Annotated in this window: 25 protein-coding genes; 3 read left to right on the top strand and 22 right to left on the bottom strand. The window is 70.0% G+C overall.

The window, feature by feature from the left end; all coding sequences use genetic code 11:
- Positions 1-171: 171 nt before the first annotated feature.
- Entirely contained in the window at positions 172-1,617 is a 1,446-nt protein-coding gene (locus IF78_RS0104425; protein ID WP_031477369.1) for a hypothetical protein, read from the bottom strand.
- Between the two features lie 321 nt (positions 1,618-1,938).
- Here IF78_RS0104425 and IF78_RS0104420 point away from each other — a divergent pair, with 321 nt between their 5' ends.
- On the top strand, positions 1,939-3,765 hold the full coding sequence (locus IF78_RS0104420) for an endonuclease/exonuclease/phosphatase family protein (RefSeq protein ID WP_031477370.1): 1,827 nt from the start codon (positions 1,939-1,941) through the stop codon (positions 3,763-3,765).
- Positions 3,766-3,779: 14 nt separating this feature from the next.
- Here the strand turns inward: IF78_RS0104420 and IF78_RS0104415 are convergent, their stop codons facing one another.
- The 6 genes from IF78_RS0104415 to IF78_RS50360 all read right to left on the bottom strand — a co-directional run bounded on the left by IF78_RS0104415 (position 3,780) and on the right by IF78_RS50360 (position 7,626).
- Positions 3,780-4,514 carry an SRPBCC family protein gene (locus tag IF78_RS0104415; RefSeq protein ID WP_031477371.1) on the bottom strand — a complete coding sequence of 245 codons (735 nt, stop codon included), beginning with the start codon at positions 4,512-4,514 and terminating at the stop codon, positions 3,780-3,782.
- A 16-nt stretch (positions 4,515-4,530) separates the two neighbouring features.
- The gene (locus tag IF78_RS0104410) at positions 4,531-5,142 is read right to left on the bottom strand and encodes an ArsR/SmtB family transcription factor (RefSeq protein WP_031477372.1); all 612 of its coding nucleotides are present in this window, start codon (positions 5,140-5,142) and stop codon (positions 4,531-4,533) included.
- A gap of 69 nt (positions 5,143-5,211) precedes the next feature.
- Positions 5,212-5,913: an antibiotic biosynthesis monooxygenase gene (locus tag IF78_RS0104405; protein ID WP_031477373.1), complete on the bottom strand. Its 702-nt coding sequence runs from the start codon at positions 5,911-5,913 to the stop codon at positions 5,212-5,214.
- Positions 5,914-6,088: 175 nt separating this feature from the next.
- Positions 6,089-6,610, bottom strand: coding sequence for a hypothetical protein (locus IF78_RS0104400; RefSeq protein WP_031498038.1), 522 nt, complete (start codon positions 6,608-6,610; stop codon positions 6,089-6,091).
- 189 nt (positions 6,611-6,799) lie between these two features.
- A complete protein-coding gene (locus IF78_RS0104395; protein ID WP_031477375.1) occupies positions 6,800-7,495 on the bottom strand; it encodes a hypothetical protein in 696 nt (231 codons plus the stop codon).
- Complete coding sequence (locus IF78_RS50360) at positions 7,492-7,626, bottom strand: hypothetical protein (RefSeq protein WP_267882939.1); 135 nt, start codon at positions 7,624-7,626, stop codon at positions 7,492-7,494. Before IF78_RS50360 ends, IF78_RS0104395 begins: the two co-directional genes overlap by 4 nt.
- A 159-nt stretch (positions 7,627-7,785) precedes the next feature.
- On the opposite strand from IF78_RS50360, the gene dapA reads away from it, so the two are divergent.
- Positions 7,786-8,700: a 4-hydroxy-tetrahydrodipicolinate synthase gene (gene dapA, locus IF78_RS0104385; RefSeq protein ID WP_031477376.1), complete on the top strand. Its 915-nt coding sequence runs from the start codon at positions 7,786-7,788 to the stop codon at positions 8,698-8,700.
- Here dapA and IF78_RS0104380 read toward each other — a convergent pair whose 3' ends face one another.
- From IF78_RS0104380 to IF78_RS0104350, 7 genes are all read right to left on the bottom strand, one after another.
- Complete coding sequence (locus IF78_RS0104380; RefSeq protein WP_031477377.1) at positions 8,701-9,930, bottom strand: YncE family protein; 1,230 nt, start codon at positions 9,928-9,930, stop codon at positions 8,701-8,703.
- Complete coding sequence (locus IF78_RS0104375; RefSeq protein ID WP_031477378.1) at positions 9,927-10,484, bottom strand: SigE family RNA polymerase sigma factor; 558 nt, start codon at positions 10,482-10,484, stop codon at positions 9,927-9,929. The genes IF78_RS0104380 and IF78_RS0104375 overlap by 4 nt, the downstream gene beginning before the upstream one ends.
- A gap of 168 nt (positions 10,485-10,652) precedes the next feature.
- Positions 10,653-10,877, bottom strand: a complete 225-nt coding sequence (locus tag IF78_RS0104370) for a hypothetical protein (protein WP_031477379.1) — start codon at positions 10,875-10,877, stop codon at positions 10,653-10,655.
- A 203-nt stretch (positions 10,878-11,080) separates the two neighbouring features.
- On the bottom strand, positions 11,081-12,070 hold the full coding sequence (gene dapD / locus IF78_RS0104365; protein ID WP_031477380.1) for a 2,3,4,5-tetrahydropyridine-2,6-dicarboxylate N-succinyltransferase: 990 nt from the start codon (positions 12,068-12,070) through the stop codon (positions 11,081-11,083).
- Between the two features lie 140 nt (positions 12,071-12,210).
- Entirely contained in the window at positions 12,211-12,747 is a 537-nt protein-coding gene (locus tag IF78_RS0104360; RefSeq protein WP_031477381.1) for a TetR/AcrR family transcriptional regulator, read from the bottom strand.
- A complete protein-coding gene (locus tag IF78_RS0104355; protein WP_031477382.1) occupies positions 12,747-13,067 on the bottom strand; it encodes a DMT family transporter in 321 nt (106 codons plus the stop codon). Before IF78_RS0104355 ends, IF78_RS0104360 begins: the two co-directional genes overlap by 1 nt.
- Before the next feature lie 54 nt (positions 13,068-13,121).
- Positions 13,122-13,964 (bottom strand): endo alpha-1,4 polygalactosaminidase, encoded by an 843-nt coding sequence (locus IF78_RS0104350; RefSeq protein WP_031477383.1) that lies wholly within the window; start codon positions 13,962-13,964, stop codon positions 13,122-13,124.
- A 388-nt stretch (positions 13,965-14,352) separates the two neighbouring features.
- Here IF78_RS0104350 and IF78_RS0104345 point away from each other — a divergent pair, with 388 nt between their 5' ends.
- Positions 14,353-15,180 carry an AbfB domain-containing protein gene (locus IF78_RS0104345; RefSeq protein WP_031477384.1) on the top strand — a complete coding sequence of 276 codons (828 nt, stop codon included), beginning with the start codon at positions 14,353-14,355 and terminating at the stop codon, positions 15,178-15,180.
- 56 nt (positions 15,181-15,236) lie between these two features.
- Here IF78_RS0104345 and IF78_RS0104340 read toward each other — a convergent pair whose 3' ends face one another.
- The 8 genes from IF78_RS0104340 to IF78_RS0104305 all read right to left on the bottom strand — a co-directional run bounded on the left by IF78_RS0104340 (position 15,237) and on the right by IF78_RS0104305 (position 21,834).
- Positions 15,237-15,569 carry a metal-sulfur cluster assembly factor gene (locus IF78_RS0104340; RefSeq protein WP_004002168.1) on the bottom strand — a complete coding sequence of 111 codons (333 nt, stop codon included), beginning with the start codon at positions 15,567-15,569 and terminating at the stop codon, positions 15,237-15,239.
- Positions 15,566-16,033, bottom strand: a complete 468-nt coding sequence (sufU, locus tag IF78_RS0104335; RefSeq protein WP_031477385.1) for a Fe-S cluster assembly sulfur transfer protein SufU — start codon at positions 16,031-16,033, stop codon at positions 15,566-15,568. The genes IF78_RS0104340 and sufU overlap by 4 nt, the downstream gene beginning before the upstream one ends.
- Positions 16,034-16,049: 16 nt before the next feature.
- The gene (locus tag IF78_RS0104330) at positions 16,050-17,306 is read right to left on the bottom strand and encodes a cysteine desulfurase (RefSeq protein ID WP_031477386.1); all 1,257 of its coding nucleotides are present in this window, start codon (positions 17,304-17,306) and stop codon (positions 16,050-16,052) included.
- Complete coding sequence (sufC, locus tag IF78_RS0104325) at positions 17,303-18,067, bottom strand: Fe-S cluster assembly ATPase SufC (protein ID WP_031477387.1); 765 nt, start codon at positions 18,065-18,067, stop codon at positions 17,303-17,305. The genes IF78_RS0104330 and sufC overlap by 4 nt, the downstream gene beginning before the upstream one ends.
- Before the next feature lie 7 nt (positions 18,068-18,074).
- Entirely contained in the window at positions 18,075-18,395 is a 321-nt protein-coding gene (locus tag IF78_RS0104320) for a non-heme iron oxygenase ferredoxin subunit (protein ID WP_031477388.1), read from the bottom strand.
- Positions 18,392-19,573 carry a Fe-S cluster assembly protein SufD gene (sufD, locus tag IF78_RS0104315; protein ID WP_031477389.1) on the bottom strand — a complete coding sequence of 394 codons (1,182 nt, stop codon included), beginning with the start codon at positions 19,571-19,573 and terminating at the stop codon, positions 18,392-18,394. Before sufD ends, IF78_RS0104320 begins: the two co-directional genes overlap by 4 nt.
- Before the next feature lie 87 nt (positions 19,574-19,660).
- Positions 19,661-21,085: a Fe-S cluster assembly protein SufB gene (gene sufB, locus IF78_RS0104310; RefSeq protein WP_031477390.1), complete on the bottom strand. Its 1,425-nt coding sequence runs from the start codon at positions 21,083-21,085 to the stop codon at positions 19,661-19,663.
- On the bottom strand, positions 21,082-21,834 hold the full coding sequence (locus IF78_RS0104305; protein WP_031477391.1) for a helix-turn-helix transcriptional regulator: 753 nt from the start codon (positions 21,832-21,834) through the stop codon (positions 21,082-21,084). Before IF78_RS0104305 ends, sufB begins: the two co-directional genes overlap by 4 nt.
- Positions 21,835-21,874: the final 40 nt, after the last annotated feature.

Genomic DNA, 21,874 nt, shown 5'->3' with positions numbered 1-21,874 from the left:
GTGGCGGACTCCGGGACGGCGCAAGGGTCCCGCCCACGCGTGAACACCGGTTGAACACCAGACGTCCTCAGAAGACTCGCTTCCATGATTCAACGCCGGGTGCGGGCAACCCCCTAGGGGCGCGGGGAACTGCGCGACCAGCCACACCCCACCCGCACCCGCACAACAAGCTCAGCCCCCCTGCTGCGACCGCGCCTTGAACGCAGCCTTCCTCGCTTCCTTCGCGATCTTCTTGTCCGGATGCAACCGCCCCATCGCCTCCAGCACATCCGCCGTAGCCGGATGACCCACCCGCCAAGCCGCGGCGAAGAACCCACTGTGCTGCGCGGCCAACCCCTCCACCAACGCCCTCAGCTCATCGGAGTTCCCCTCCGCAGCCAGCTGCGCGGCAACCGTGTCGACGGTAAGCCAGAACACCAGGTCCTGCGTCGGCGCGGGAACATCACCGAACCCCGCCTCCGTCAGCCACACCCGCGCCAGCCCGCCCAGCTCCGGATCGTCGAGGACTTCCCGCAGCGCCGGCTCGGCCTCCGCACCCACCAGGGACAGCGCCTGCTGGCAGCGCAGCCGCCGCAGCGGCGCCCCGGCGTCCAGGCCGCGTGCCGCCGCCAGCAACTCCCGTGCCGCGTTGAGCGGTTCGGGCCGGGCGGCCAGCCACTGCTCGGTCTCGGCCTGGGCCGCGCCCTGCGGAAACGTGGCCGTCCCGTCGAGCAGCGCGTCCGCGCCCTTGTCCGCGAGCTCCCCGACCGCCGGCGCCTCGAACCCGGCCTCCAGCAGCCGCGCCCGCAGCCCGTACCGCCCGAGCGGGGTCAGCCGCACCATGCCGTAGCGGGACACGTCGGTGTCGTCGACGCCCCCCAGCTGCTCATCGGCCGCGCCCTCGGCGTCCGCCATCAGCGCCTCGTCCACCGGCTGGTAGTCCACGAGGCCGACCGGCGCCAGCAGCCGGAACTGGTCGTCGAGGCGCATCATCGCGTCGGACACCTGCTCCAGCACGTCGTTCGTGGGCTCGCCCATGTCGCTGGGCACGATCATCGACGCGGCGAGGGCGGGCAGCGGTACGGGGCTGTCGCCGGGGCCGTCGTCGCTGACCGTCAGCAGGTACAGGTTGCCGAGGACGCCGTCGAGGAACTCCGCCTCGGCCTCCGGGTCCCAGTCCAGCGAGGAGAAGTCGACCTCGCCGCCCGCGTCCATGGCGTCGACCAGGTCGTCGAGGTCGGGCACGCTCGCATCGGCGAGGACCGTGTCCAGCGCGCCGAGCCACACGCCGAGCACGTCCTGCGGCGAACCGCCGGTCAGCACGGCCAGTTCCGCGCCGGCCGCGACGATGCCCGCCTCCTCGTCGGCGATCTCGACCAGTCCGGTGTCGACGGCCACCCGCCAGGCCTCGCTCGCGTACGCGGCGGCGTCGTCCCCGCTCAGCCCGAGCACCTCGGCGGCGGCCGGCAGTTGCTCCTCGACGAGCCCTCCCCCGGCGTCGACCCGGGTGTCGGGCCCGGCCCAGCGGGCCAGCCGGGCAGCCCGGGAGAGCAACGGCGTGGACAGCGCGTCCCGCGCCAGCTCCGCCTCGGGGTGCAGCCGCACCGGCGGCAGGGGGGAGCGGGAGCTGTCTGACATCTGCTGTTTCTCCTAGGGCGCTCTGCGTGGCCGTACGCATCACGACGCATCACGGCTCTGCCGCTTCACATCACGGCTCAACCGCTCAGCCTAGACGGATTTCCACCCATGCCGCCCGGTTCATCTCCCCGTCAGGCGGCGTACATGGCCGAAACCTTGACAAGTGGCGTGACCAGGCAGGAGATTACGCGCGTAGAAGTCTGGCGGACATCTGTTCACTGGGTTTTCTACGCGCGTTGCCGCCGCCCCACCGGTCGCACCCCCCACGTTCCACGCACCACCCTCGTCCCGGCACCCACGTATGTCCCCGGAGGGATCCCGTTGCCGAGCAACAAGTCCGCGCGTCTTGCCGCGCTCACCGTCGCCGCCGTCTGCTCCGCGGCGTCCACCGTCGCGCTGACCGCGCCCGCGCACGCCGACTCCGTGCGCATCCATGACATCCAGGGCAGCACCCGAATATCCCCGTACGCCGGCAAGCAGGTCACCGACGTGGCCGGCATCGTCACCGGCGTGCGCACCTACGGCTCGTCCAAAGGCTTCTGGATCCAGGACGCCCAGGCGGACGACGACCCGGCCACCAGCGATGGCGTCTTCGTCTTCACCAGCTCCGCCCCGAAGGTCGCCGTCGGCGATTCGGTCCTGGTCTCCGGCACGGTCGCGGAGTACGTCCCGGGCGGCGCGTCCTCCGGCAACCAGTCGCTGACCGAGATCACCAAGCCGACGATCACCGTCGTCTCCAGCGGCAACGCCGTCCCGGCCGCCAAGGCGATCGACGCGAAGTCGGTTCCGGCCGCCTACAGCCCGCAGGGCGACAGCTCCGCGGGCGGCTCGGTCAACGGTCTGACCCTGGAGCCCGCGAAGTACGCCCTGGACTACTACGAGTCCCTGGAGGGCGAGAACGTCCAGGTCGCCGACACCCGCGTGGTCGGCGCCACCGACCCGTACACCGAGCTGTGGGTCACGGTGAAGCCGTGGGAGCACCGCAACCGCCGCGGCGGTACGGTCTACGGTTCCTACGACTCCCAGAACACCGGCCGGATCCAGATCCAGTCGCTGGGCAAGACCGCCGACTTCCCCGTCGCGAACGTCGGTGACGTCCTCCAGGGCGCCACGGCCGGCCCCCTCGACTACAACCAGTTCGGCGGCTACACCCTGATCGCCAACCAGATCGGCACGCTCAAGAGCGCCGGTCTGGAGCGGGAGACGACGCGGAAGCAGTCGCGCGGGGAGCTGGCGGTCGCCACGTACAACGTGGAGAACCTCGACCCGTCCGACGCCACGTTCGCCCAGCACGCCTCCGCGATCGTGAACAACCTGCAGTCGCCGGACATCGTGTCCCTGGAGGAGATCCAGGACAACAACGGTGCGAAGAACGACGGTACGGTCGCCGCCGACCAGACGATGCAGAAGCTGATCGACGCGATCGTCGCGGCAGGCGGCCCGACGTACGACTGGCGCTCGATCGACCCGGTCGACAAGGCCGACGGCGGTGAGCCGGGCGGCAACATCCGCCAGGTGTTCCTGTTCAACCCGGAGCGGGTCTCCTTCACCGACCGCGCGGGCGGCGACGCCACCACCGCCGCCGGCGTGACGAAGGTGCGCGGCAAGGCCGCGCTGACGGTCTCGCCGGGCCGGATCGACCCGGCGAACGCGGCCTTCACCAACAGCCGCAAGCCGCTGGCCGGCGAGTTCGTCTTCCGCGGCAAGACCGTCTTCGTGATCGCCAACCACCTCAACTCCAAGGGCGGCGACCAGGGTCTGACCTCGCAGTACCAGCCGCCGGCCCGCAGCTCTGAGGTTCAGCGCCACGCGCAGGTCACGGCCCTCCACGCCTTCGTCAAGGAGATCCTCGACACGCAGAAGAACGCGGACGTGATCGCCCTCGGCGACATCAACGACTTCGAGTTCTCCGACACCGTGAAGATCCTCGAGGGCGACGGCGTGCTCTGGTCGGCGATCAAGTCGCTGCCGAAGAGCGAGCGTTACTCGTACGTCTACCAGGGCAACGCCCAGACGCTGGACCAGATCCTGGTCAGCCCGTCGATCCGGCGCGACTGCGACTTCGAGTACGACAGCGTGCACATCAACGCGGAGTTCAACGACCAGATCAGCGACCACGACCCGCAGGTGCTGCGGTTCCGCCCGTAACCTCCGGTGGGGTCTCAGGACTGGCTGAACACGCCGTTCAGCCAGTCCTGCCAGGCGGCTTCGCACTCCTTGATGTCGGCGCCCGGTGTGAAGTCGTGCAGGGAGATGCCGACCGGGTAGCCCCAGTGGTTGCGCCCGAAGACCCGGGTGAGGCCCCGGTCCGTGCGCAGTCCGATGAAGTACGGGGTGCGGAAGTCGACCACGGCGTCGAACTCGTCGGGCCCGTGGACCGTCAACCGCGTCCCTTCGGCCACGTCCTCCCCGACGCCGAGCGCCCGCCCGACGGCGACGAGCGCGTCCGCGGCCTTCGAGGCCTCCGGTCCGTCGAAGGTCGCGAAGGCGGCGGTACGGCCGCCGAAGTGCGTCAGGTACTGGCGCAGGGTGTGCAGATAGAAGTCGGTGTGCCGGTTCGCGGCGTCGTACTGGTTGTCCCAGTCCTCGACGAGGATGCCGCTGTGCACGTACCGCACCCAGGCACGCCGACCGCCCTCGCGCGGCTCGATGGTGTAGTCGAGCTGGTTGAGGGTCTGCTCGGCGATCTCCTCGACGTTCTCGATGCGGTTGGTGTACCGGTGCGGCGGGTCCCAGGCGGTGACCGTGGAGCCCATCGCGCCCTTGCCGCCGACGCGCGGCTCGGGCGGCTCCGACGGCCACAGCCAGCCACCGGTGTTGTTGGTGATCGCGTCCCACACCTGCTCCGGCGTGGCATCGACCTCGAACTCGCGGGCGATCTCGAATTCCTTGGACATGATGGGCTCCTGAGTACTACTGGTTCAGTTCCTGGGTCGGCTGCTGGTCCTTGACCGTGGGATGTACGGCGATGACGATCCGGTGATCCCGGCCGCCCTCGGCGTCGGGCGCGTCGTACTTGCGGATCAGCGCGCTCACACCCGCGGTCAACTCCTGGATGAACGCGGCCCGTTCGGCGGCCGAGGCGAAGCGGACCTCGCCGTCCAGCGCGTACGTCGCCAGCCGCTTGCGGGCCTTGGTCGCGCCGGTGATCAGCGAACCGACGTCCCGGACGAGCCGGGCGCCGAGCGCGAGCAGCCAGCGGGCGGAGAGCTGGTCCCGGAAACGGTCCGGGTCGGGCTGTACGGAGGCGAGCGCGAGCGGCGAGATCACGTACGACGCCGCGGTCGCCCGCATCAGCCGCTCGGTCACGTTGCCCTTGCGGCGCTCACCGGCCAGCTCGACCAGTCCGTGCCGCTCCAGCGCCTTGAGGTGGTAGTTCACCTTCTGCCGGGGCAGCCCGACCTTGCCGGCGAGCATGGCGGCCGACGCGGGCCCGGCCGCCAGCTCGGCGAGCAGCCGGGCCCTTATGGGGTCCAGGGAGACGGCTGCGGCCTCGGGGTCCTCGATCACGGTGACGTCCAGCATGGTTCCACCGTCTCACCGAAAACTTTTTTTGTCCAGACAGTTCGAGTTTTCGGAGGAGGCCTTTGCGGTTCAGTCGGGGACGAGACCGAGGGCGTGCTCGTACCGGCTGACCGTGCTGCTCTTCAGACCCGGCCAGTTCTGTACGCGGTGCCACAGCTCCGTCGCCGAGCCGATGCCGTCGCCCGGAGCGGCGAGGGCTTCGATGTGTGCCTGGGCGCTCTCCCACTCGGCGTAGTTGAGGACGCGGGTGCCGTCGGTGCTCAGGTGGAAGTGGCCGGCGATGCCGCCGGGGTGAGGGGTCGGCTCGCTCTCCAGCGCCTCGAAGACGGCGTCTACCCAGGCGCGCTGACGGTCGGGGTCGGGCCCCTCGAACTCGACGTCGACGATCACGACGCAGCCGGGGACGCGGGTGTCGCCCTCCCGGCCGCCGCTGCGGTGGTGCCGGTACCGGCCGAGCCACAGTCGCTCGATGCCCGGTACGGCGACGTCGATCTCGTCGACGCGCTCCTGCCGGTGCGTCTTGACGAACGCCTCGTAGGCGTCCTCACTCCTCCACTGCGAGTAGTGGAGGAGGGTGGAGCCGTCGTGGCCGGTGTAGACGTGGTAGCCGAGGAGGCCGTCGGCGGGCCAGGGGCGGCGCTGCCAGGTATCGGCGATCGCCTCGACCGTCTGTCGCTGCCGAACGGGGGTGCCGACGCGCCAGGTGCTGAAGAAGAGGGCGCCGGTTTCGGGGCGGGTGAGGTCGGGGTGGGTGGTGGTGCGGCGGGTCACGGAGGCCTCCGGGAGTCGGTGGTCGGTGGGTGCGTCGACCACCTTTCGGCCTCAACCGGACTTGAGGTCAAGCGATCCCTGAGGGGGGCGCGGTTCGCAGGAGGCGGGATAACACAGCGGGGCGCGGGACCGGTGACCGGTCCCGCGCCGTCTCGCCGCGTCGTCGTCCGGCGTCTCAGTGGTGCGTGTGGTGCCGTCGCCGCAGTATCCCCGTCGCGACCGCCGCTCCCACCGCCACCCCGGCGACCAGTACCGGCCGTGGATGACGTAGGCCGGCCTGGACGACGGTGCGGACGGGGCGCGGCACACTGTCCTCCACCGCGTGACCCGCGCGCGTCGCCTTGTCGTGAACGGCGTGTCCGGTGCGGGTCGCCCGGTCCTGCACGACGTGCCCGGCCTGCGCCGCCTTGTCATGTACCGCGTGCCCGGCCTGACCGACGCTGCTGCGCAGTTGCACGGTCATGGCGCCCGCCTTGTCCATCAGGTCGGCGGCACGGGTCAGGGTTCGGCCCTTGGCGTCCGCCGTCCCCGCGAGGTCCGCCGCGGTGTCGCCAGGGCCGCTCCCGGTCACCGGCTCCTCCATCTGCCGCCGCAGTTCCTCGGGCCCCTTGGCTCCGCCTTTCGCGGCAGCACCCTTGGCCGCTTCGCCGCCCGGCTCCCCTGCGGCCCCTTCCGGCCCCGTCCTCCTGTCCGTCATCGATGTGCCCTTCCTTCGATCTCCTCGGTCTCCCCGATGTCCGGTCCGAACCGGGCGAGCGGTTCACCGGCCCGCGCACCGGCTCCGCGCACCGAGCGGTGGCCGTCCCGTGCCGGGCTCGCAAGCCGTGGTTCCGGTCAGGCGCCCGCTGCCCCGGTTCGGAACCCCGGGTACCCGGACCGGCCTGTGCTATCCCTGCCGTTCACCGCCGCCCGGGCCGTGCTCGCCCAGCCGGGCAAGCTGGGCCTGGAACCAGTCGAGGCGGGCCTGCAACAGCGCGGCCTCGGCGGCGAGTTCGGGCACCCCGAGGTCGTCGGCCGGTACCGGGTCGGTCGTCCCGACGGACACTCCCTTGCCGGCCACCACCCGCAGCCCCTCCGCCGCCAGCCGGGCGAACCCCGCGAGCGAGACGGACGTACGGCCGCGCAGACAGCCCGCACAGGACGGGGCGAGCGCCCGCCAGCCTGGGCGGCCCCAGCCGGCGTCGGCCAGGGCGGCGGCGGCCGTACCGCAGACGCACGGCCCGACCGTGGCGGTGCGCACCCGCTGGCGGGCGTAGCGGAAGCCGCGCTCGAAGCGGATGTACCGGCCCAGCACGGTGACTTCGAGCAGTACGGCCGTCCGGTGCTCGGCGGTGCACAGCAGCGCCTCGGCCGTCGTACGGTCGTGCACGCAGTGGAAGCCGCAGTCGCAGCGGCGGCTCGGCGCCCGGTGCCGCAGGCCGTAGACGCAGGATGCGTCGGCCAGGACTCCGTACGGCAGCGCGCCGCCCAGCGACACACCGGTGAACCCGGCCCGGGTGCCGTCCTGGAACAGCATCGGGTGGGCGATCTTGTATCCGGTCGGCGGCTCCGTCGGGCGTTCCTCGGGAAGCCGCAGCCTCATCGGGCGGCCGGGACCTCTTCGGGCGCGGACACCTCGAGGTCCTGGAGTTCCTGATCGAGTCCGAGTTCTTCGTCGTGGGTCTGCGGCCGCTCTTCCGCGACTCCGGTGGCGAGTGCCTTGCCGAGCTTCATGACGCCTCCCATGACCAGGGGCCCTTGACCGTCCTGGCCATGGTGACCCAAGTGCCCGGCTTTGGACATAGGGCAAACCCCCACACCAAAGCAGCGCTAAGCAATACCCCTTAGGAGAATTAAGTGGAGCTACGCGATTGTCGAGCCGACACTACTCCCATGACGACTGCCGACGCCTCCGCCTCGCCCCCCGCCGCTCCCTTCGGCCGCGCCCTGTGCGCCATGATCACGCCCTTCACCGAGGCGGGGGCGCTCGACCTGGACGGCGCCCAGCGCCTGGCCGACCGGCTGGTGAGCGAGGGATGTGACGGTCTGGTGCTCTCCGGTACGACGGGTGAGTCGCCGACCACGACGGACGCCGAGAAGTCGGAGCTGGTCAGGGCCGTGAAGGAGGCGGTGGGCGAGCGGGCGTCGGTCGTCGCGGGCGTGGGCACCTTCGACACCCGGCACACCGTCGAGCTGGCCCAGGCGGCGCAGAAGGCGGGCGCCGACGGCCTGCTGGTGGTCGCGCCGTACTACAGCAGGCCCCCGCAGGACGCGGTCGAGGCGCACTTCCGTGAGGTGGCCGACGCGGCCGGGCTGCCGCTCGTGCTGTACGACATCCCCGGCCGCACCGGCACCCGCATCGAGCCGGAGACGCTGATCCGGCTCGCCGAGCACCCCCGGATCGTCGCGGTGAAGGACTGCTCCTACGACTTCCTCGGCGCCCAGAAGGTGCTGTCCCGCACGGAGTTGGCGTACTACGCGGGCTGCGACGAGCACAACCTCGCGCTGTACGCGGTGGGCGGCGCCGGCTACATCAGTACGGTCGCGAACGTCGTACCGGCCCGACTCCGTGCGGTCCTCGACGCGTTCGAGGCGGGCGACACCCCCGTGTCCGCCCGCCTCCAACAACGTGCCACGCCGCTCATCGAGTTGATGATGTCGGCGGGGCTGCCCGGCACGGTGACCGCCAAGGCGCTGCTCAACGCGCTCGGTCTGCCGGCGGGCCCGGTCCGCGCCCCGCTGCGGCCCGCCGGCCGGGAGGCGACCGACGGGCTGCTGGCGGAGTACGAACGACTCGTGGCCGCCTGATCAGGGCTGCGAGAAGACCGGTTCCCAGCGCCCGGCGCCGCCGTCGTTGCCCTGACGGAAGCCGCTGAGCGGGACGGTCTTGTCGCTGCCGATCGTGACCAGTACGAGCCGCTGGTGGAACTCGTTGTCGTCGTCCTTGCCGATGTCCCAGGCGATCAGCTGCTTGTTGCCGACCCAGGCGAGCAGTTGCTGCCCGCGCACCTCGGTCTTCGCGCCGGTCATGGCGTCGACGACGTAGGAGGAGGTCTTCCACTTCTCCCCCGCGAACTCGCCGGCGACGAGGCTGCCGTTCGGCGACTTGCCCGCGTCGACGAACCAGTTCAGATGCTCCTCGCCCGCGGGTGCGGAGACCTTCTTGCCCGTGAGGTCCCAGAACTCCTTGCCGATGTCCCCCATGGGGTGCCCGGACCAGACATGCCGGGCGTCGTCGGTGAGGGCGAAGTCCTGGCGGGAGTTGAGGAAGGTGCCGCCCATGGGGTCGTCGGGGTCGCTCTCCGACGCGACCTCGGTCCAGGGGCCCTTCCCGGAGGCCACGTCGAGGACGTAGAAGCCGGTGCGGCTCGACTCCCAGGGCTGGCCCCACCCTTCGGAGCCCTCCGTCTTGATCCGCCGGTCGGGGTTGTCGCTGTAGGTCGTCGCGACCAACTTGCGGCCGTCGCGGGAGAAGGCGAGCCCGGCGACGTCGTGCTCGACCGGGATCCACCGCTGAACCTTGCCGGTGGGCAGGTCGAGCAGGCCGATCCGCGAGACGGGCAGGTCCCGTTCGAGGACGGCGGCGGTCTTCATGCCGGGAGCGACGGCGACCCAGGACCAGTTCTCGGTCTTGGTGTACTTGCCGGTCGTCGGGTTCAGCAGGTGATAGGTGCGCTCGTAGACGGCGGTGTCCTGGGACTTCTTGACCGTCTCCGGGATGAAGTACCCGGCCAGGGTCGTGCCCCCGACGGAGATCTCCTCGCGCGGCGGCGACTGGTCGGGGTGCGCCTTCGTCTCCTTCTCCTCCTCCACGATGCCGCCGCCCGAGGGGCGGACGTCCCGCTTGCCGGAGTCCAGCAGGGGCACCGCCACCCCGACGGCGACCGCGGCCACGGCGGCAACGGCGGCGGCCGCGAGCCTGCGGTTGCGGCGGCGCCGGCGGACGGCCAGCACACGGTCGGCGAATCCCGCTGCCGCCGGGGGCTGTTCGGCGGCCTGCTCGCGCAGGGCGTCGCGCATGAGTTCGTCGACGTTCACGGCCGCACCTCCATGGGCGAGTAGTCACGGGACGGGCGGCGCTCGGCCTCGGCCTCGCCGAGGGCGGCCAGTTCCGGCGCGAGCGAACGCAGCCGGGCCAGTGAGCGGTGGGTGGTGGACCGTACGGTGCCCACGGAGCAGCCCAGCATGCGGGCCACGTCGGCCTCCGGCAGGTCCTCGAAGTAGCGCAGCACCAGCACGGTGCGCTGCCGGTCGGTCAGCCGGGCCAGCGCGCCGCGCATGAGCAGCCGCAGCTCCGCGGCGGGGGCGGCGTCCGGGTTCGCGCCGGTCTCGGGCGGCTCGGCGACGGTCAGCTCACGCCGCCACCACTTCAGTCGCCAGCGGCTGATCTGCTGCCGGTACAGGATCTGGCGCACGTACGCCTCCGGCTCGTCGATGCGATGCCAGCGGCCGGCCGCCTTGATCAGGGCGTTCTGCAGCAGGTCCTCCGCCGCGTGCCGGTCGCCGCCGGTCAGCAGTACGGCCGTCTTCAGCAGCGCGGACGACCGGTTCTCCACGAACTTCCGAAAGCTGTCCTGCGCTTGGGCATCCATCGTCACCTTCTCTTCCCCCGGACGGACCGGGTGCCCGCCTCTCCTACCCTTCGTGACGCGTGCCGCGTGCCGCCGCTATGCCTGCGCACAGGAAGAAGTCGGAAAAAGAGCCGGGGCCCTTGCCGCATCCCTGTGCGACAAGAGCCCCGCGTCGTGCCCGGTGCGCGATCAGCCCCACTTGTACCCGTCGCCGAAGAGCAGGAAGTGCTCCAGCACATCCTCCATCGGGTCGTCCACCTGCCCCACATTGACCAGCCCGATGCGGGGACCGTTGTGCGAACCCGTGTTGGTCTCGTCGGCGTACGCGGTCCCGGCCGGCAACCAGCACGCCGCCCCCGCGGCCAGCACCCCCACCACCAGGCGCAGCACGGTCCTGGTCCGCTCGCTCGTCATCCCTCGACCCGTCATCAGCCCACGGCCCTCATTTCGTCGGTTCGGCGTGTGATCGGAAACTGCGTCCACCCGTTCATCTGCCTGGACCGTGCTGAGGTCACGACGAGTAACCCGAACGTGAGCGCGCCGCGGCGCCACATCGACGAACGCCCTCCGGCAGCCGGGTCCGGCTGCCGGAGGGCGTTCGTCGATGTCGGCCGTCGTCAGTTGTGGCTGTGCAGGATGTCGTTCAGGCCGCCCCAGACCGCGTTGTTCGGGCGGGCCTCGACGGTGCCGGTGACCGAGTTGCGGCGGAAGAGGATGTTGGAGGCGCCGGAGAGTTCGCGGGCCTTGACGATCTGGCCGTCGGGCATGGTGACGCGGGTGCCCGCGGTGACGTAGAGACCGGCCTCGACGACGCACTCGTCGCCGAGCGCGATGCCGACGCCCGCCTCGGCGCCGATCAGGCAGCGCTCGCCGATGGTGATGATCACGTTGCCGCCGCCGGACAGCGTGCCCATGGTGGACGCGCCGCCGCCGATGTCGGAGCCGTCGCCGACCACGACGCCCGCGGAGATACGGCCCTCGACCATGGAGGTGCCGAGCGTGCCGGCGTTGAAGTTGACGAAGCCCTCGTGCATGACGGTGGTGCCCGCGGCGAGGTGGGCGCCCAGGCGGACCCGGTCGGCGTCGGCGATGCGGACGCCCTTGGGGGCGACGTAGTCGGTCATGCGCGGGAACTTGTCGATCGAGGTCACCTGGAGGTGCAGGCCCTCGGCGCGGGCGTTCAGCCGGACCTTCTCGACGTCGTCGACGGCGACCGGGCCCAGCGAGGTCCAGGCGACGTTGGCGAGGAAGCCGAACTGGCCCTCCAGGCTCAGGCCGTGCGGCTTGACCAGGCGATGGGAGAGCAGGTGCAGGCGCAGGTAGACGTCGTGCGCGTCGATCGGCTTCTCGTCGAGCGAGGCGATGACCGTACGGACCGCGACGACCTCGACGCCCCGGCGGGCGTCCGGCCCGATCGCTGCGGTGGCACCGCCGCCGAGCAGCTCCGCGGCGCGCTCGGCGGACAGCCGCTCGCTGCCGGAGGGGCCGGGCTCGGCGACGAGCTCGGGCGCGGGGAACCAGGTGTCGAGGATGGTGCCGTCGGCGGCGATCGTGGCGAGGCCGGCGGCCACGGCGCCGGTGGTGCGAGGAGCAGTCGTGTCGGTCATAAGGGCAACCTAACGTGACGCTGCCCGCAGGGGCGAACCGGTGGGAGTGCGTCTCACGTGCCGGGCGGTACGTGCCAGGTCCGGGTCCGGGTCCAGGCCCGGCTCTCGTCTGCGTTTGCGTACTCCTGCGTCCGCGCCCGTCACGGGATGACCCTGGCCAGCACCTCCCGTACGTAGGCCTCGTCATACGTGCCACCGGCGAGCAGCACCTGCAGACAGATCCCGTCCATCACCGCCACCAGCGCCCGCGCCGTGACCGCGTCCGTGCGGCGGGACAGCCGCTCGGCGAGATCGCGTGCCCACTCGTCGGCGACCGGGCGCAGGGCGGGCCGGCGCAGGGCGGCGAGGTAGAGCTCGTACTCCAGCTCGACGCCCGTACGGTCCCCGGCGAGCCACTCGCCCATCCAGCCCGCGAGTTCGGCCGCCAGGTCGGTCTGCGGGTCCTCAAGTCCGCCGCGCGAGGCGATCACCTTGGCGAAGCCCTCGTTGGCCTGGCGCAGAGCGGCGACCAGCAGATCGTCGAGGGTCTTGAAGTGGTACGTCGTGGAGCCGAGCGGCACGTCGGCCTCGGCGGCGACGGTGCGATGGCTCAGCCCGGCGATGCCCTTCGCCCCGACGACCCGGATCGCCGCGTCGATGATCCGCTGACGTCGATCGGGGTCGTAGCGCCGGGCCATCAGTGCGCACCTCCCAGGTTCAGCACCACCACGCCGACGATGATCAGCGCGATGCCGACGGCCTTCGTGACCGTCATTCCCTCCCCCAGGAACAGGATCCCGATGGTCGCGATGGCCGCGGTGCCGACACCGGCCCAGATCGCATAGGCCGTGCCCACGGAGACGGTCCTCAGCGTCTGGGCGAGCAACGCGAAGGAGACGACGTATCCGAGTGCGGTCAGCAGCGAAGGCCACAGCCTGCTGAAGCCGTCGCTGTATTTCATGGCGGTGGTGGCGGCCACCTCGGCCGCTATGGCTCCGGCGAGCAGCAGGTATCCCATGTGTACGAGCGTACACAACGTTGCGTACGCCCGTACACAAGACGGCGGCCCGGTTCAGCAGGTCCGGCGGCGGTACCCGTCCTCCCCCGCCTTGACGACGTCCAGGTCGCGCAGGACCACCGACAGCCTGTCGGCCCAGTCCGCGCAGGCCGCGGCGAGGCCGTCCGAGCGGTACTCGATGACGAAGACCCGGTCGTCGTAGGCGTCCGCGTAGGCGCCGCACTCGTCGTACTGTCCGCACTCCTCGGCGACCGCGAAGTCGAAGCCGAGGCGCCGTGCTTGCCGCGCCAGGCCGGCGGCGTTCTTCTGGCCGAGGGCCAGACCGGCCGCGTGGGCCCGGTCGACGAGCAGCCGGCCGAAGGCCAGGTCGTCGGCGGCGGTCAGCAGCCCGTCGGACCGCTCGTTGGAGTCGAGGTTGTCGGCCTCGACCGCCTGGAACCCGGCCTCGGCACAGCCGTCGATCCACTCCCCCACGATCCGGGCGAGGCGTTCACGCTTGGCGGCCGTCGAGATGTCCAGCAGGGCCTCGTCCCAGTCCTCGTCGACGACCAGTTCGCCGTCGGCGGCCCGGAGCAGCAGGTCGGGGTGGTGGTCCTGCCACCAGCCCTCGGCGTCCGGCTGGGCCTGGAAGGCGTTGACGTAGCAGACGTTGTAGACCCCCAGCGCCGGTTTCGCGGTGCGGTCGCGGGAGACGGCACGTACACCGGCGGGCGGCGGGTAGGAGCCGCCGATCTGGTAGTCGAAGGCGACCCCCGGCTCAGGCAGTTCCACCTTCTTCGCGTCGGTGCCCTCATCGTCGGACGACGCCGTGCATCCGCCCGCGGCCATGGCGAGGGCACCGCACAACGCCGTTGCCGCGAGCGCCCGGCGAAGGGCTTGGGAGTTGCGGTGGACCATGATCCGGGGGCTCCTGTCGGTGCGTGAGCTGCGGGGCTGCCGGATCATGATGCCCTGGTGCCAAGACCGCGGGGGCGCCCATCCGGCCGGGGCGGTGGATCCTGGACGGGCGGCGCGACCTCGGGCCCCCAACTGCGCCGCCAACGGCCCCGGTTCACGCATACAGGGCGTAGGCGGGCAGCATGAGTGCGAGGAGCGTCGTCCCGGATCCATGCTGTCGGTGCCGGACAGGGCGAGCCTCAAAGACCGCTGAGAAATCGATGTGGATACGGCTGGTTCCAAGGGCTGCTGTGGGACCACTGGGTCCATTAGTGTTGTTCACCATTCACACACCGGGCCTTCGCAGCCGCGGTCGTCAACCCCATGACGCCGCTGGGGGGAACAGCGCATGCAGGAAAACAAGTCCCGGCCGTCTCAGGAGCAACCTTGGGAGAACGGCTGGGCCCCGGACACCTCACGGGCGCCGGGGACGCGCCGCCTGTGGCTGGCGGGCGGGATGGCGGTGGCGACGATCATCGCCTGCTTCACGGCGATCGCCGTATCGGAGAAGGAATATGACGACGAGTCATCCTCCGCGTCGCCCTCCACGGAGGCGACGACGCTCCCCGGTCTGATCTCCTTCGCCACCCCTTCGGAGACTCCTCCCAAGGGCAAGAGCGGCCTGTCGACGGACCGGCCGACCGCCGAGGCACCCGGCCAACAGCACGCCGGCACGCCCAAGCCGGCGCCCGAGCCGTCGAAGTCGCCTTCCCGCGAGGGCAGTTCACCGACTGCAGAACCGAAGCCGACGGCCACCGTCACCTGGCGCTCCGTCCGTTCGGTCAACTACGCCGACCGTTACTGGCACGTGAGTGACGGCTACGTGAAGCTGGACCCGGTCCGTGGTTCGGAATCCCGCGAGGACTCGACCTTCAAGCAGGTCAAGGGCCTGGCGAACAGCTCCTGCTACTCCTTCGCCACACACGACGGCAAGTACCTGCGCCACCACGACTTCGTCCTGCGCGCCGAACGCGGCGACGGCTCGCGCCTCTTCGCACAGGACGCCACCTTCTGCCCTCGCGACTCGGCCTATTCCGGCGCGAAGATGCTCGAGTCCGTCAACTACCCGGGCTACTTCCTCCGCCACAAGAACTTCGTCCTGCGCCTCGAACGCTTCGAGTACAGCTCCCTGTACCTGGCGGACTCGTCGTTCCACCTGGTGGGCGGGCCGGCCTGAACACATGAAAGCGGCGGCACCCGGCAGGTGCCGCCGCTTTCCCACGCGTGGGGATATCAGACGTTGAACCCGAGCGCCCGAAGCTGCTCGCGGCCGTCGTCCGTGATCTTGTCCGGGCCCCACGGCGGCATCCAGACCCAGTTGATGCGCAGCTCGCTGACGAGGCCGTCCGTGGCGGACTTGGCCTGGTCCTCGATGACGTCCGTCAGCGGGCAGGCCGCCGACGTCAGGGTCATGTCGACCGTCGCCACGTTCGAGTCGTCGACGTGGATGCCGTAGATCAGGCCGAGGTTGACGACGTCGATGCCCAGCTCGGGGTCGACCACGTCCATCAGGGCCTCGCGGAGCTCCTCCTCCGAGGCCGGCTTCATCTCCACGGTGTCACTCATGCCGTCTTCCTTTCGGCGTCGGCTCCGCCCAGGGCCTGGGCCGTCGCGTCCTTCCACGCCATCCAGCTGAGGAGGGCGCACTTGACCCGGGCCGGGTACTTGGAGACCCCGGCGAACGCGACCGCGTCCTCCAGGACCTCCTCCATCGCGTCGTCGGGCTCGATCTTCCCCTTGGACTGCATCAGCTCCAGGAAGGTCTCCTGGATCTTCTGCGCGTCCGTGAGTTCCTTGCCGACCAGCAGGTCGTTCAGCACGGACGCCGAGGCCTGGCTGATCGAGCAGCCCTGGCCCTCGTACGAGACGTCCTCGATCGTCGTGCCGTCGTACTTCACACGGAGCGTGATCTCGTCACCGCACGTCGGGTTCACGTGGTGCACCTCGGCGTCGCCATCCCGCAAGCCCCGCCCGTGCGGGTTCTTGTAGTGGTCCAGGATGACTTCCTGGTACATCGAATCCAGCTTCATGCGATCGCTCGTCCCGTCAGCCGAAGAAGTTCCGTACGTGCTCCAGGCCGTCCACCAGAGCGTCGATCTCGGCCGGCGTGGAGTACAGATAGAACGACGCTCGCGTGGTCGCAGGAATTCCGTACCGCAGGCACACGGGGCGGGCGCAGTGGTGGCCGACCCGGACCGCGATGCCCTGCTCGTCGAGGACCTGGCCCACGTCGTGCGGGTGGATGTCGCCGAGGGTGAAGGAGATCGCGGCGCCGCGGTCCTCGGCCGTCGTCGGGCCGATGATCCGCAGGTCGGGGACCTCCCCCAGCCGCTTCACCGCGTACTCGGTGAGCGCGTGCTCATGGGCGAGGATCTTGTCCATGCCGATCGAGTTGAGGTAGTCGATCGCCGCGCCCAGCCCGACCGCCTGCGCGATCGGGGGCGTGCCCGCCTCGAACTTGTGCGGGGCGGGAGCGTAGGTCGACGAGTGCATCGACACCGTCTCGATCATCTCGCCGCCGCCCAGGAACGGAGGCAGGTCCTCCAGTAGCTCCTGGCGGCCCCAGAGGACGCCGATGCCGGTCGGGCCGCACATCTTGTGGCCGGTGAAGGCCACGAAGTCGGCCTGCAGCGACTGCACGTCCAGCGGCATGTGGGGCGCCGCCTGCGAGGCGTCGACGCAGACCAGCGCGCCGACCTCCTGAGCGCGGCGCACTATCGCCTCGACCGGGTTGAGCGTGCCCAGGATGTTCGACACCAGCACGAAGGAGACGATCTTCGTCTTCTCCGTGATGACCTCGTCGATGTTGGACAGGTCGAGACGGCCGTCGTCCGTGAGGCCGAACCACTTCAGCTTCGCGCCCGTGCGCTGCGCGAGCAGCTGCCACGGCACGATGTTGGAGTGGTGCTCCATCTCCGTGATGACGATCTCGGTGTCGGAGTCCACCCGGTAGGGCTCGTCGGCCCAGCCGAGCATGTTCGCCACCAGGTTGAGCGACTCGGAGGCGTTCTTGGTGAAGATCACCTCGTTGCGGCTGGGCGCGTTGATGAACTCCGCGACCTTGTCGCGCGCGCCCTCGTACAGCGCCGTGGCCTCCTCGGCGAGGACGTGCACGCCACGGTGGACGTTGGCGTTGTGCTGCTCGTAGTACTCGGAGAGCACGTCGAGCACCTGGCGCGGCGTCTGCGAGGTCGCCGCGTTGTCCAGGTACACGAGCTTCTTGTCGCCGTGGACGACGCGGTCCAGGATCGGGAAGTCCTTGCGGAGCGCCTCGGTGTCGAGGAGGCCCGGCAGCTGTGTCACGCGGATGCGCCACCCTTCGTGTATGCCTCGTAGCCCTCGGCCTCCAGCTTGTCGGCGAGCTCGGGGCCGCCGGACTCGGCGATCCGGCCGGCCGCGAAGACGTGGACGTGGTCGGGCTTGATGTAGCGCAGGATGCGCGTGTAGTGCGTGATCAGAAGGGTGCCGACCTCACCGGTCTCGCGGACCCGGTTGACGCCCTCGGAGACGACGCGCAGGGCGTCGACGTCCAGGCCGGAGTCGGTCTCGTCGAGGATGGCGATCTTCGGCTTGAGCAGCTCCAGCTGAAGGATCTCGTGGCGCTTCTTCTCACCGCCGGAGAAGCCCTCGTTGACGTTGCGCTCGGCGAAGGACGGGTCCATGTTGAGGCGCTCCATGGCCTCCTTGACCTCCTTCACCCAGGTGCGCAGCTTGGGGGCCTCGCCGCGGATGGCGGTGGCGGAGGTGCGCAGGAAGTTGGAGACCGAGACGCCGGGGACCTCGACCGGGTACTGCATCGCCAGGAACAGGCCGGCGCGGGCGCGCTCGTCGACGGACATCTCCAGGACGTCCTCGCCGTCGAGGGTGACGGTGCCGCCGGTGATCGTGTACTTCGGGTGACCCGCGAGCGAGTAGGCGAGGGTCGACTTGCCCGAGCCGTTGGGGCCCATGATGGCGTGCGTCTCGCCCTGCTTCACGGTGAGGTCGACGCCCTTGAGGATCTCCTTCGTGGCGTTGTCGGCCTCGACGGTGACGCGCAGGTCTCGGATTTCAAGCGTTGCCATGGGTGCCTCAGGACTCCTGGTTGAGGGAGACGAGAACGTCGTCCCCTTCGATCTTTACGGGGTATACGGGGACGGGGCGCGTCGCGGGAAGGCCGGACGGCTTGCCGGTGCGGAGGTCGAAGCTGGAGCCGTGCAGCCAGCACTCGATCTGGCAGTCCTCCACCTCGCCCTCGGAGAGGGAGACGTTCGCGTGGGAGCAGATGTCGTGGATCGCGAACACCTCGCCCTCGGTACGGACGACCGAGACCGGCGTGCCGTCGAGTTCCACCCGCTTCGGGGTGTCCTCCTCCAGCTCGCTCAGCCCACAGGCGCGTACGAACGTGGTCATGCGACCGACGCCTCCAGCTCCTCTTCGATCCTGGCGATCAGGCGCTCTTCGATGTCCTCGATGCCGATCTGCTGGACCAGCTCGGCGAAGAAGCCGCGGACGACGAGGCGGCGGGCCTCGTGCTCCGGGATGCCGCGGGCCATCAGGTAGAAGAGCTGCTCGTCGTCGAAGCGGCCGGTCGCCGAGGCGTGGCCGGCGCCGACGATCTCGCCGGTCTCGATCTCCAGGTTCGGCACGGAGTCGACGCGGGCACCGTCGGTCAGGACCAGGTTGCGGTTCATCTCGTACGTGTCCGTGCCCTCGGCCTTTGCCTCGATCAGCACGTCACCGATCCACACGGCGTGCGCGTCGTCGCCCTGGAGCGCGCCCTTGTAGACGACGTTCGACTTGCAGTGCGGGGTGTTGTGGGTGACCAGGAGGCGGTGCTCCTGGTGCTGCCCGGCGTCGGTGAAGTACAGGCCGAACAGCTCGGCCTCGCCGCCGGTGCCGGCGTACGTCACGCGCGGGTGCAGGCGTACGACGTCACCGCCGAAGGTGACGACGACGGACTTGAAGGACGCGTCCCGGCCGATCAGCGCGTTGTGCTGAGCGACGTGCACGGCCTTGTCGTCCCAGTCCTGGACCGACACGACGGTCAGCTTGGCGCCGTCGCCCAGGATGTAGTCGACGTTGGCGGCGAGCACGGCGTCACCGGTGTGGTCGATGACGACGACGGCCTCGGCGAAGGCGCCCAGCTCGATGACCTGGTGGGCGAAGGCGGTGCCGCCCTCGCCGTGCACCGCGACGCGGATCGGCTCGGTGAGGACCGTCTCCTTGGGGACGGTGATCACGCCGGCCTTCTCGAACGCGGAGTACGCCTGGGCGGCGACGCGGTCCACCGGGGTGCCCGCCTTGCCGAGCCGCACGTCGTCGCGGCCGACGGTCGCGACGGTGACGCCCTCGGGGGCCTGGACGTCGACCTTCAGGCCCTCGGTGGCGACGGCGGTGCCGTCGTGCAGCCCGCGCAGGCGCTCCAGCGGGGTGAACCGCCACTCCTCCTCACGGCCGTGCGGGACCGGGAAGTCCGCCACGTCGAAGGACGGGGGTGCGCTCATGCGCGAGACGACGGTCGACTCCGCGGCGACCGCGATCGAGCCGGCGGTGGTGGACCCCACCGGGATGTTCTGAGCCTCAGCCATGGCTGTCGGTCTGCTCTCTTTCCTACGTTTGCGATCTTCGGCCCGCCCAGGGGGCGGGCCGCCTGCTGCTGAACCGGATGGCGGGCCTTAGCCGACCGCGCCTTCCATCTGCAGCTCGATCAGCCGGTTGAGCTCAAGGGCGTACTCCATCGGGAGCTCCTTGGCGATCGGCTCGACGAAGCCGCGCACGATCATCGCCATCGCCTCGTCCTCGGAGAGACCGCGACTCATCAGGTAGAAGAGCTGGTCCTCGGAGACCTTGGAGACGGTCGCCTCGTGGCCCATGGAGACGTCGTCCTCGCGGACGTCGACGTACGGGTACGTGTCCGACCGGGAGATGGTGTCGACGAGCAGAGCGTCACAGAGCACGTTGGACTTCGCACCCGGAGCGCCCTCGCCGATCTCGATCAGACCGCGGTAGGAGGTACGGCCACCGCCGCGCGCCACGGACTTCGAGACGATGTTGGACGACGTGTTCGGCGCCATGTGGACCATCTTGGCGCCCGCGTCCTGGTGCTGGCCCTCGCCCGCGAAGGCGATGGACAGGGTCTCGCCCTTGGCGTGCTCGCCCATCAGGTAGACGGCCGGGTACTTCATCGTCACCTTGGAGCCGATGTTGCCGTCGATCCACTCCATGGTCGCGCCCTCGTAGGCGACGGCGCGCTTGGTGACCAGGTTGTAGACGTTGTTCGACCAGTTCTGGATGGTCGTGTAGCGGCAGCGGGCGCCCTTCTTGACGATGATCTCGACCACCGCGGAGTGCAGGGAGTCCGACTTGTAGATCGGCGCCGTGCAGCCCTCGACGTAGTGGACGTAGGCGTCCTCGTCGACGATGATCAGCGTCCGCTCGAACTGGCCCATGTTCTCGGTGTTGATCCGGAAGTAGGCCTGGAGCGGGATCTCGACGTGCACGCCCTTCGGCACGTAGATGAAGGAGCCACCGGACCACACGGCGGTGTTCAGCGCGGCGAACTTGTTGTCGCCGGCCGGGATGACGGTGCCGAAGTACTCCTTGAAGAGCTCCGGGTGCTCCTTCAGCGCGGTGTCGGTGTCCAGGAAGATGACGCCCTGCTCCTCCAGGTCCTCGCGGATCTGGTGGTAGACGACCTCCGACTCGTACTGGGCGGCGACACCGGCCACGAGGCGCTGCTTCTCCGCCTCCGGGATGCCCAGCTTGTCGTAGGTGTTCTTGATGTCCTCGGGCAGGTCCTCCCAGGACTCCGCCTGCTTCTCCGTGGAGCGCACGAAGTACTTGATGTTGTCGAAGTCGATGCCCGACAGGTCCGAGCCCCAGTTCGGCATGGGCTTCTTCTCGAAGAGCTTCAGGCCCTTGAGGCGCAGCTTGGTCATCCACTCCGGCTCCGACTTCTTGCCGGAGATGTCGCGGACGACAGCCTCGCTCAGACCGCGCTTCGCAGCGGCACCGGCCTCGTCGGAGTCCGCCCAGCCGTATTCGTACTTGCCCAGCCCCTCGAGCTCAGGGTGGGCAGTCTCCTCGATGGGGAGAGTCATGCGGGGTTCCTCCCGGCCGTGCTTGCAGATGCGTTATGTGAGGTATGGGAAATCTTTGGGATGAACGTCGTGCAGACGCCGTCGCCGTGCGCGATGGTCGCCAGTCGCTGGACGTGCGTTCCGAGCAGCTCGGCGAAGATCTCCGTCTCCGCCTCGCACAGCTGCGGGAACTGCTCCGCGACATGGGCGACCGGGCAGTGGTGCTGGCAGAGCTGCTCGCCTTTTTGAGGGAGGGGTGCGCTGCGCGCCGTTGCAGCGTACCCGTCTGCGCTCAGGGCCTTGGCCAGGGCTTCGGTCCGCTGGTCCGGGGTGGCCGCCTCGATCGCCTTGCGGTACGCGCTCGCCTGGGAGGCGATCCGGGCGCGGGCGAAGGCGGCGACCGCCTCCTGCCCGCCCTCGCGCTCGGCGATCCACTTCAGGGCGTCCGCGGCGAGCTTGTCGTACGACTGGTCGAAGGCGTCGCGGCCGCAGTCGGTGAGCGCGAAGACCTTGGCGGGACGGCCACGCGTGCGCGTGCCGTACACCCGCTGTTCCCGGGCCTCCACGACATCGTCCGCGACCAGCGCGTCCAGATGCCTGCGTACGGCGGCCTGGGTCAGCCCCAGACGGCCGGCCAGCTCGGCGACGGTCGACGGGCCGTGGTCCAGGATGGACCGCGCGACGCGGTTGCGCGTGGAGCGCTCACCGGTCGCGAGCTCCTCCTGTGGGGTTCCCATGGGGGTCTCCCGAGCCTCGCCGACGTTTTTCACAACGCCATTGTTGCGTAATTCCTCAGGACCGGGCAAGCCG

This window comes from Streptomyces bicolor (genome assembly GCF_000719285.1).
GTDB classification, from domain to species: domain Bacteria; phylum Actinomycetota; class Actinomycetes; order Streptomycetales; family Streptomycetaceae; genus Streptomyces; species Streptomyces bicolor.
The sequence above is the reverse complement of the archived record's forward strand: the minus strand, read 5'-3'. Positions and strand labels throughout refer to the sequence as shown.

Bases quoted from the DNA above. Each gene is read 5' to 3' on its own strand.
- IF78_RS0104425 (WP_031477369.1), bottom strand. From the start codon at position 1,617: ATGTCAGACAGCTCCCGCTCCCCCCTGCCGCCGGTGCGGCTGCACCCC.
- IF78_RS0104415 (WP_031477371.1), bottom strand. From the start codon at position 4,514: ATGTCCAAGGAATTCGAGATCGCCCGCGAGTTCGAGGTCGATGCCACG.
- IF78_RS0104410 (WP_031477372.1), bottom strand. From the start codon at position 5,142: ATGCTGGACGTCACCGTGATCGAGGACCCCGAGGCCGCAGCCGTCTCC.
- IF78_RS0104400 (WP_031498038.1), bottom strand. From the start codon at position 6,610: ATGACGGACAGGAGGACGGGGCCGGAAGGGGCCGCAGGGGAGCCGGGC.
- IF78_RS0104395 (WP_031477375.1), bottom strand. From the start codon at position 7,495: ATGAGGCTGCGGCTTCCCGAGGAACGCCCGACGGAGCCGCCGACCGGA.
- IF78_RS50360 (WP_267882939.1), bottom strand. From the start codon at position 7,626: ATGAAGCTCGGCAAGGCACTCGCCACCGGAGTCGCGGAAGAGCGGCCG.
- dapA (WP_031477376.1), top strand. From the start codon at position 7,786: ATGACGACTGCCGACGCCTCCGCCTCGCCCCCCGCCGCTCCCTTCGGC.
- IF78_RS0104375 (WP_031477378.1), bottom strand. From the start codon at position 10,484: ATGGATGCCCAAGCGCAGGACAGCTTTCGGAAGTTCGTGGAGAACCGG.
- IF78_RS0104370 (WP_031477379.1), bottom strand. From the start codon at position 10,877: ATGACGAGCGAGCGGACCAGGACCGTGCTGCGCCTGGTGGTGGGGGTG.
- dapD (WP_031477380.1), bottom strand. From the start codon at position 12,070: ATGACCGACACGACTGCTCCTCGCACCACCGGCGCCGTGGCCGCCGGC.
- IF78_RS0104360 (WP_031477381.1), bottom strand. From the start codon at position 12,747: ATGGCCCGGCGCTACGACCCCGATCGACGTCAGCGGATCATCGACGCG.
- IF78_RS0104355 (WP_031477382.1), bottom strand. From the start codon at position 13,067: ATGGGATACCTGCTGCTCGCCGGAGCCATAGCGGCCGAGGTGGCCGCC.
- IF78_RS0104350 (WP_031477383.1), bottom strand. From the start codon at position 13,964: ATGGTCCACCGCAACTCCCAAGCCCTTCGCCGGGCGCTCGCGGCAACG.
- IF78_RS0104345 (WP_031477384.1), top strand. From the start codon at position 14,353: ATGCAGGAAAACAAGTCCCGGCCGTCTCAGGAGCAACCTTGGGAGAAC.
- IF78_RS0104340 (WP_004002168.1), bottom strand. From the start codon at position 15,569: ATGAGTGACACCGTGGAGATGAAGCCGGCCTCGGAGGAGGAGCTCCGC.
- sufU (WP_031477385.1), bottom strand. From the start codon at position 16,033: ATGAAGCTGGATTCGATGTACCAGGAAGTCATCCTGGACCACTACAAG.
- sufC (WP_031477387.1), bottom strand. From the start codon at position 18,067: ATGGCAACGCTTGAAATCCGAGACCTGCGCGTCACCGTCGAGGCCGAC.
- IF78_RS0104320 (WP_031477388.1), bottom strand. From the start codon at position 18,395: ATGACCACGTTCGTACGCGCCTGTGGGCTGAGCGAGCTGGAGGAGGAC.
- sufD (WP_031477389.1), bottom strand. From the start codon at position 19,573: ATGGCTGAGGCTCAGAACATCCCGGTGGGGTCCACCACCGCCGGCTCG.
- sufB (WP_031477390.1), bottom strand. From the start codon at position 21,085: ATGACTCTCCCCATCGAGGAGACTGCCCACCCTGAGCTCGAGGGGCTG.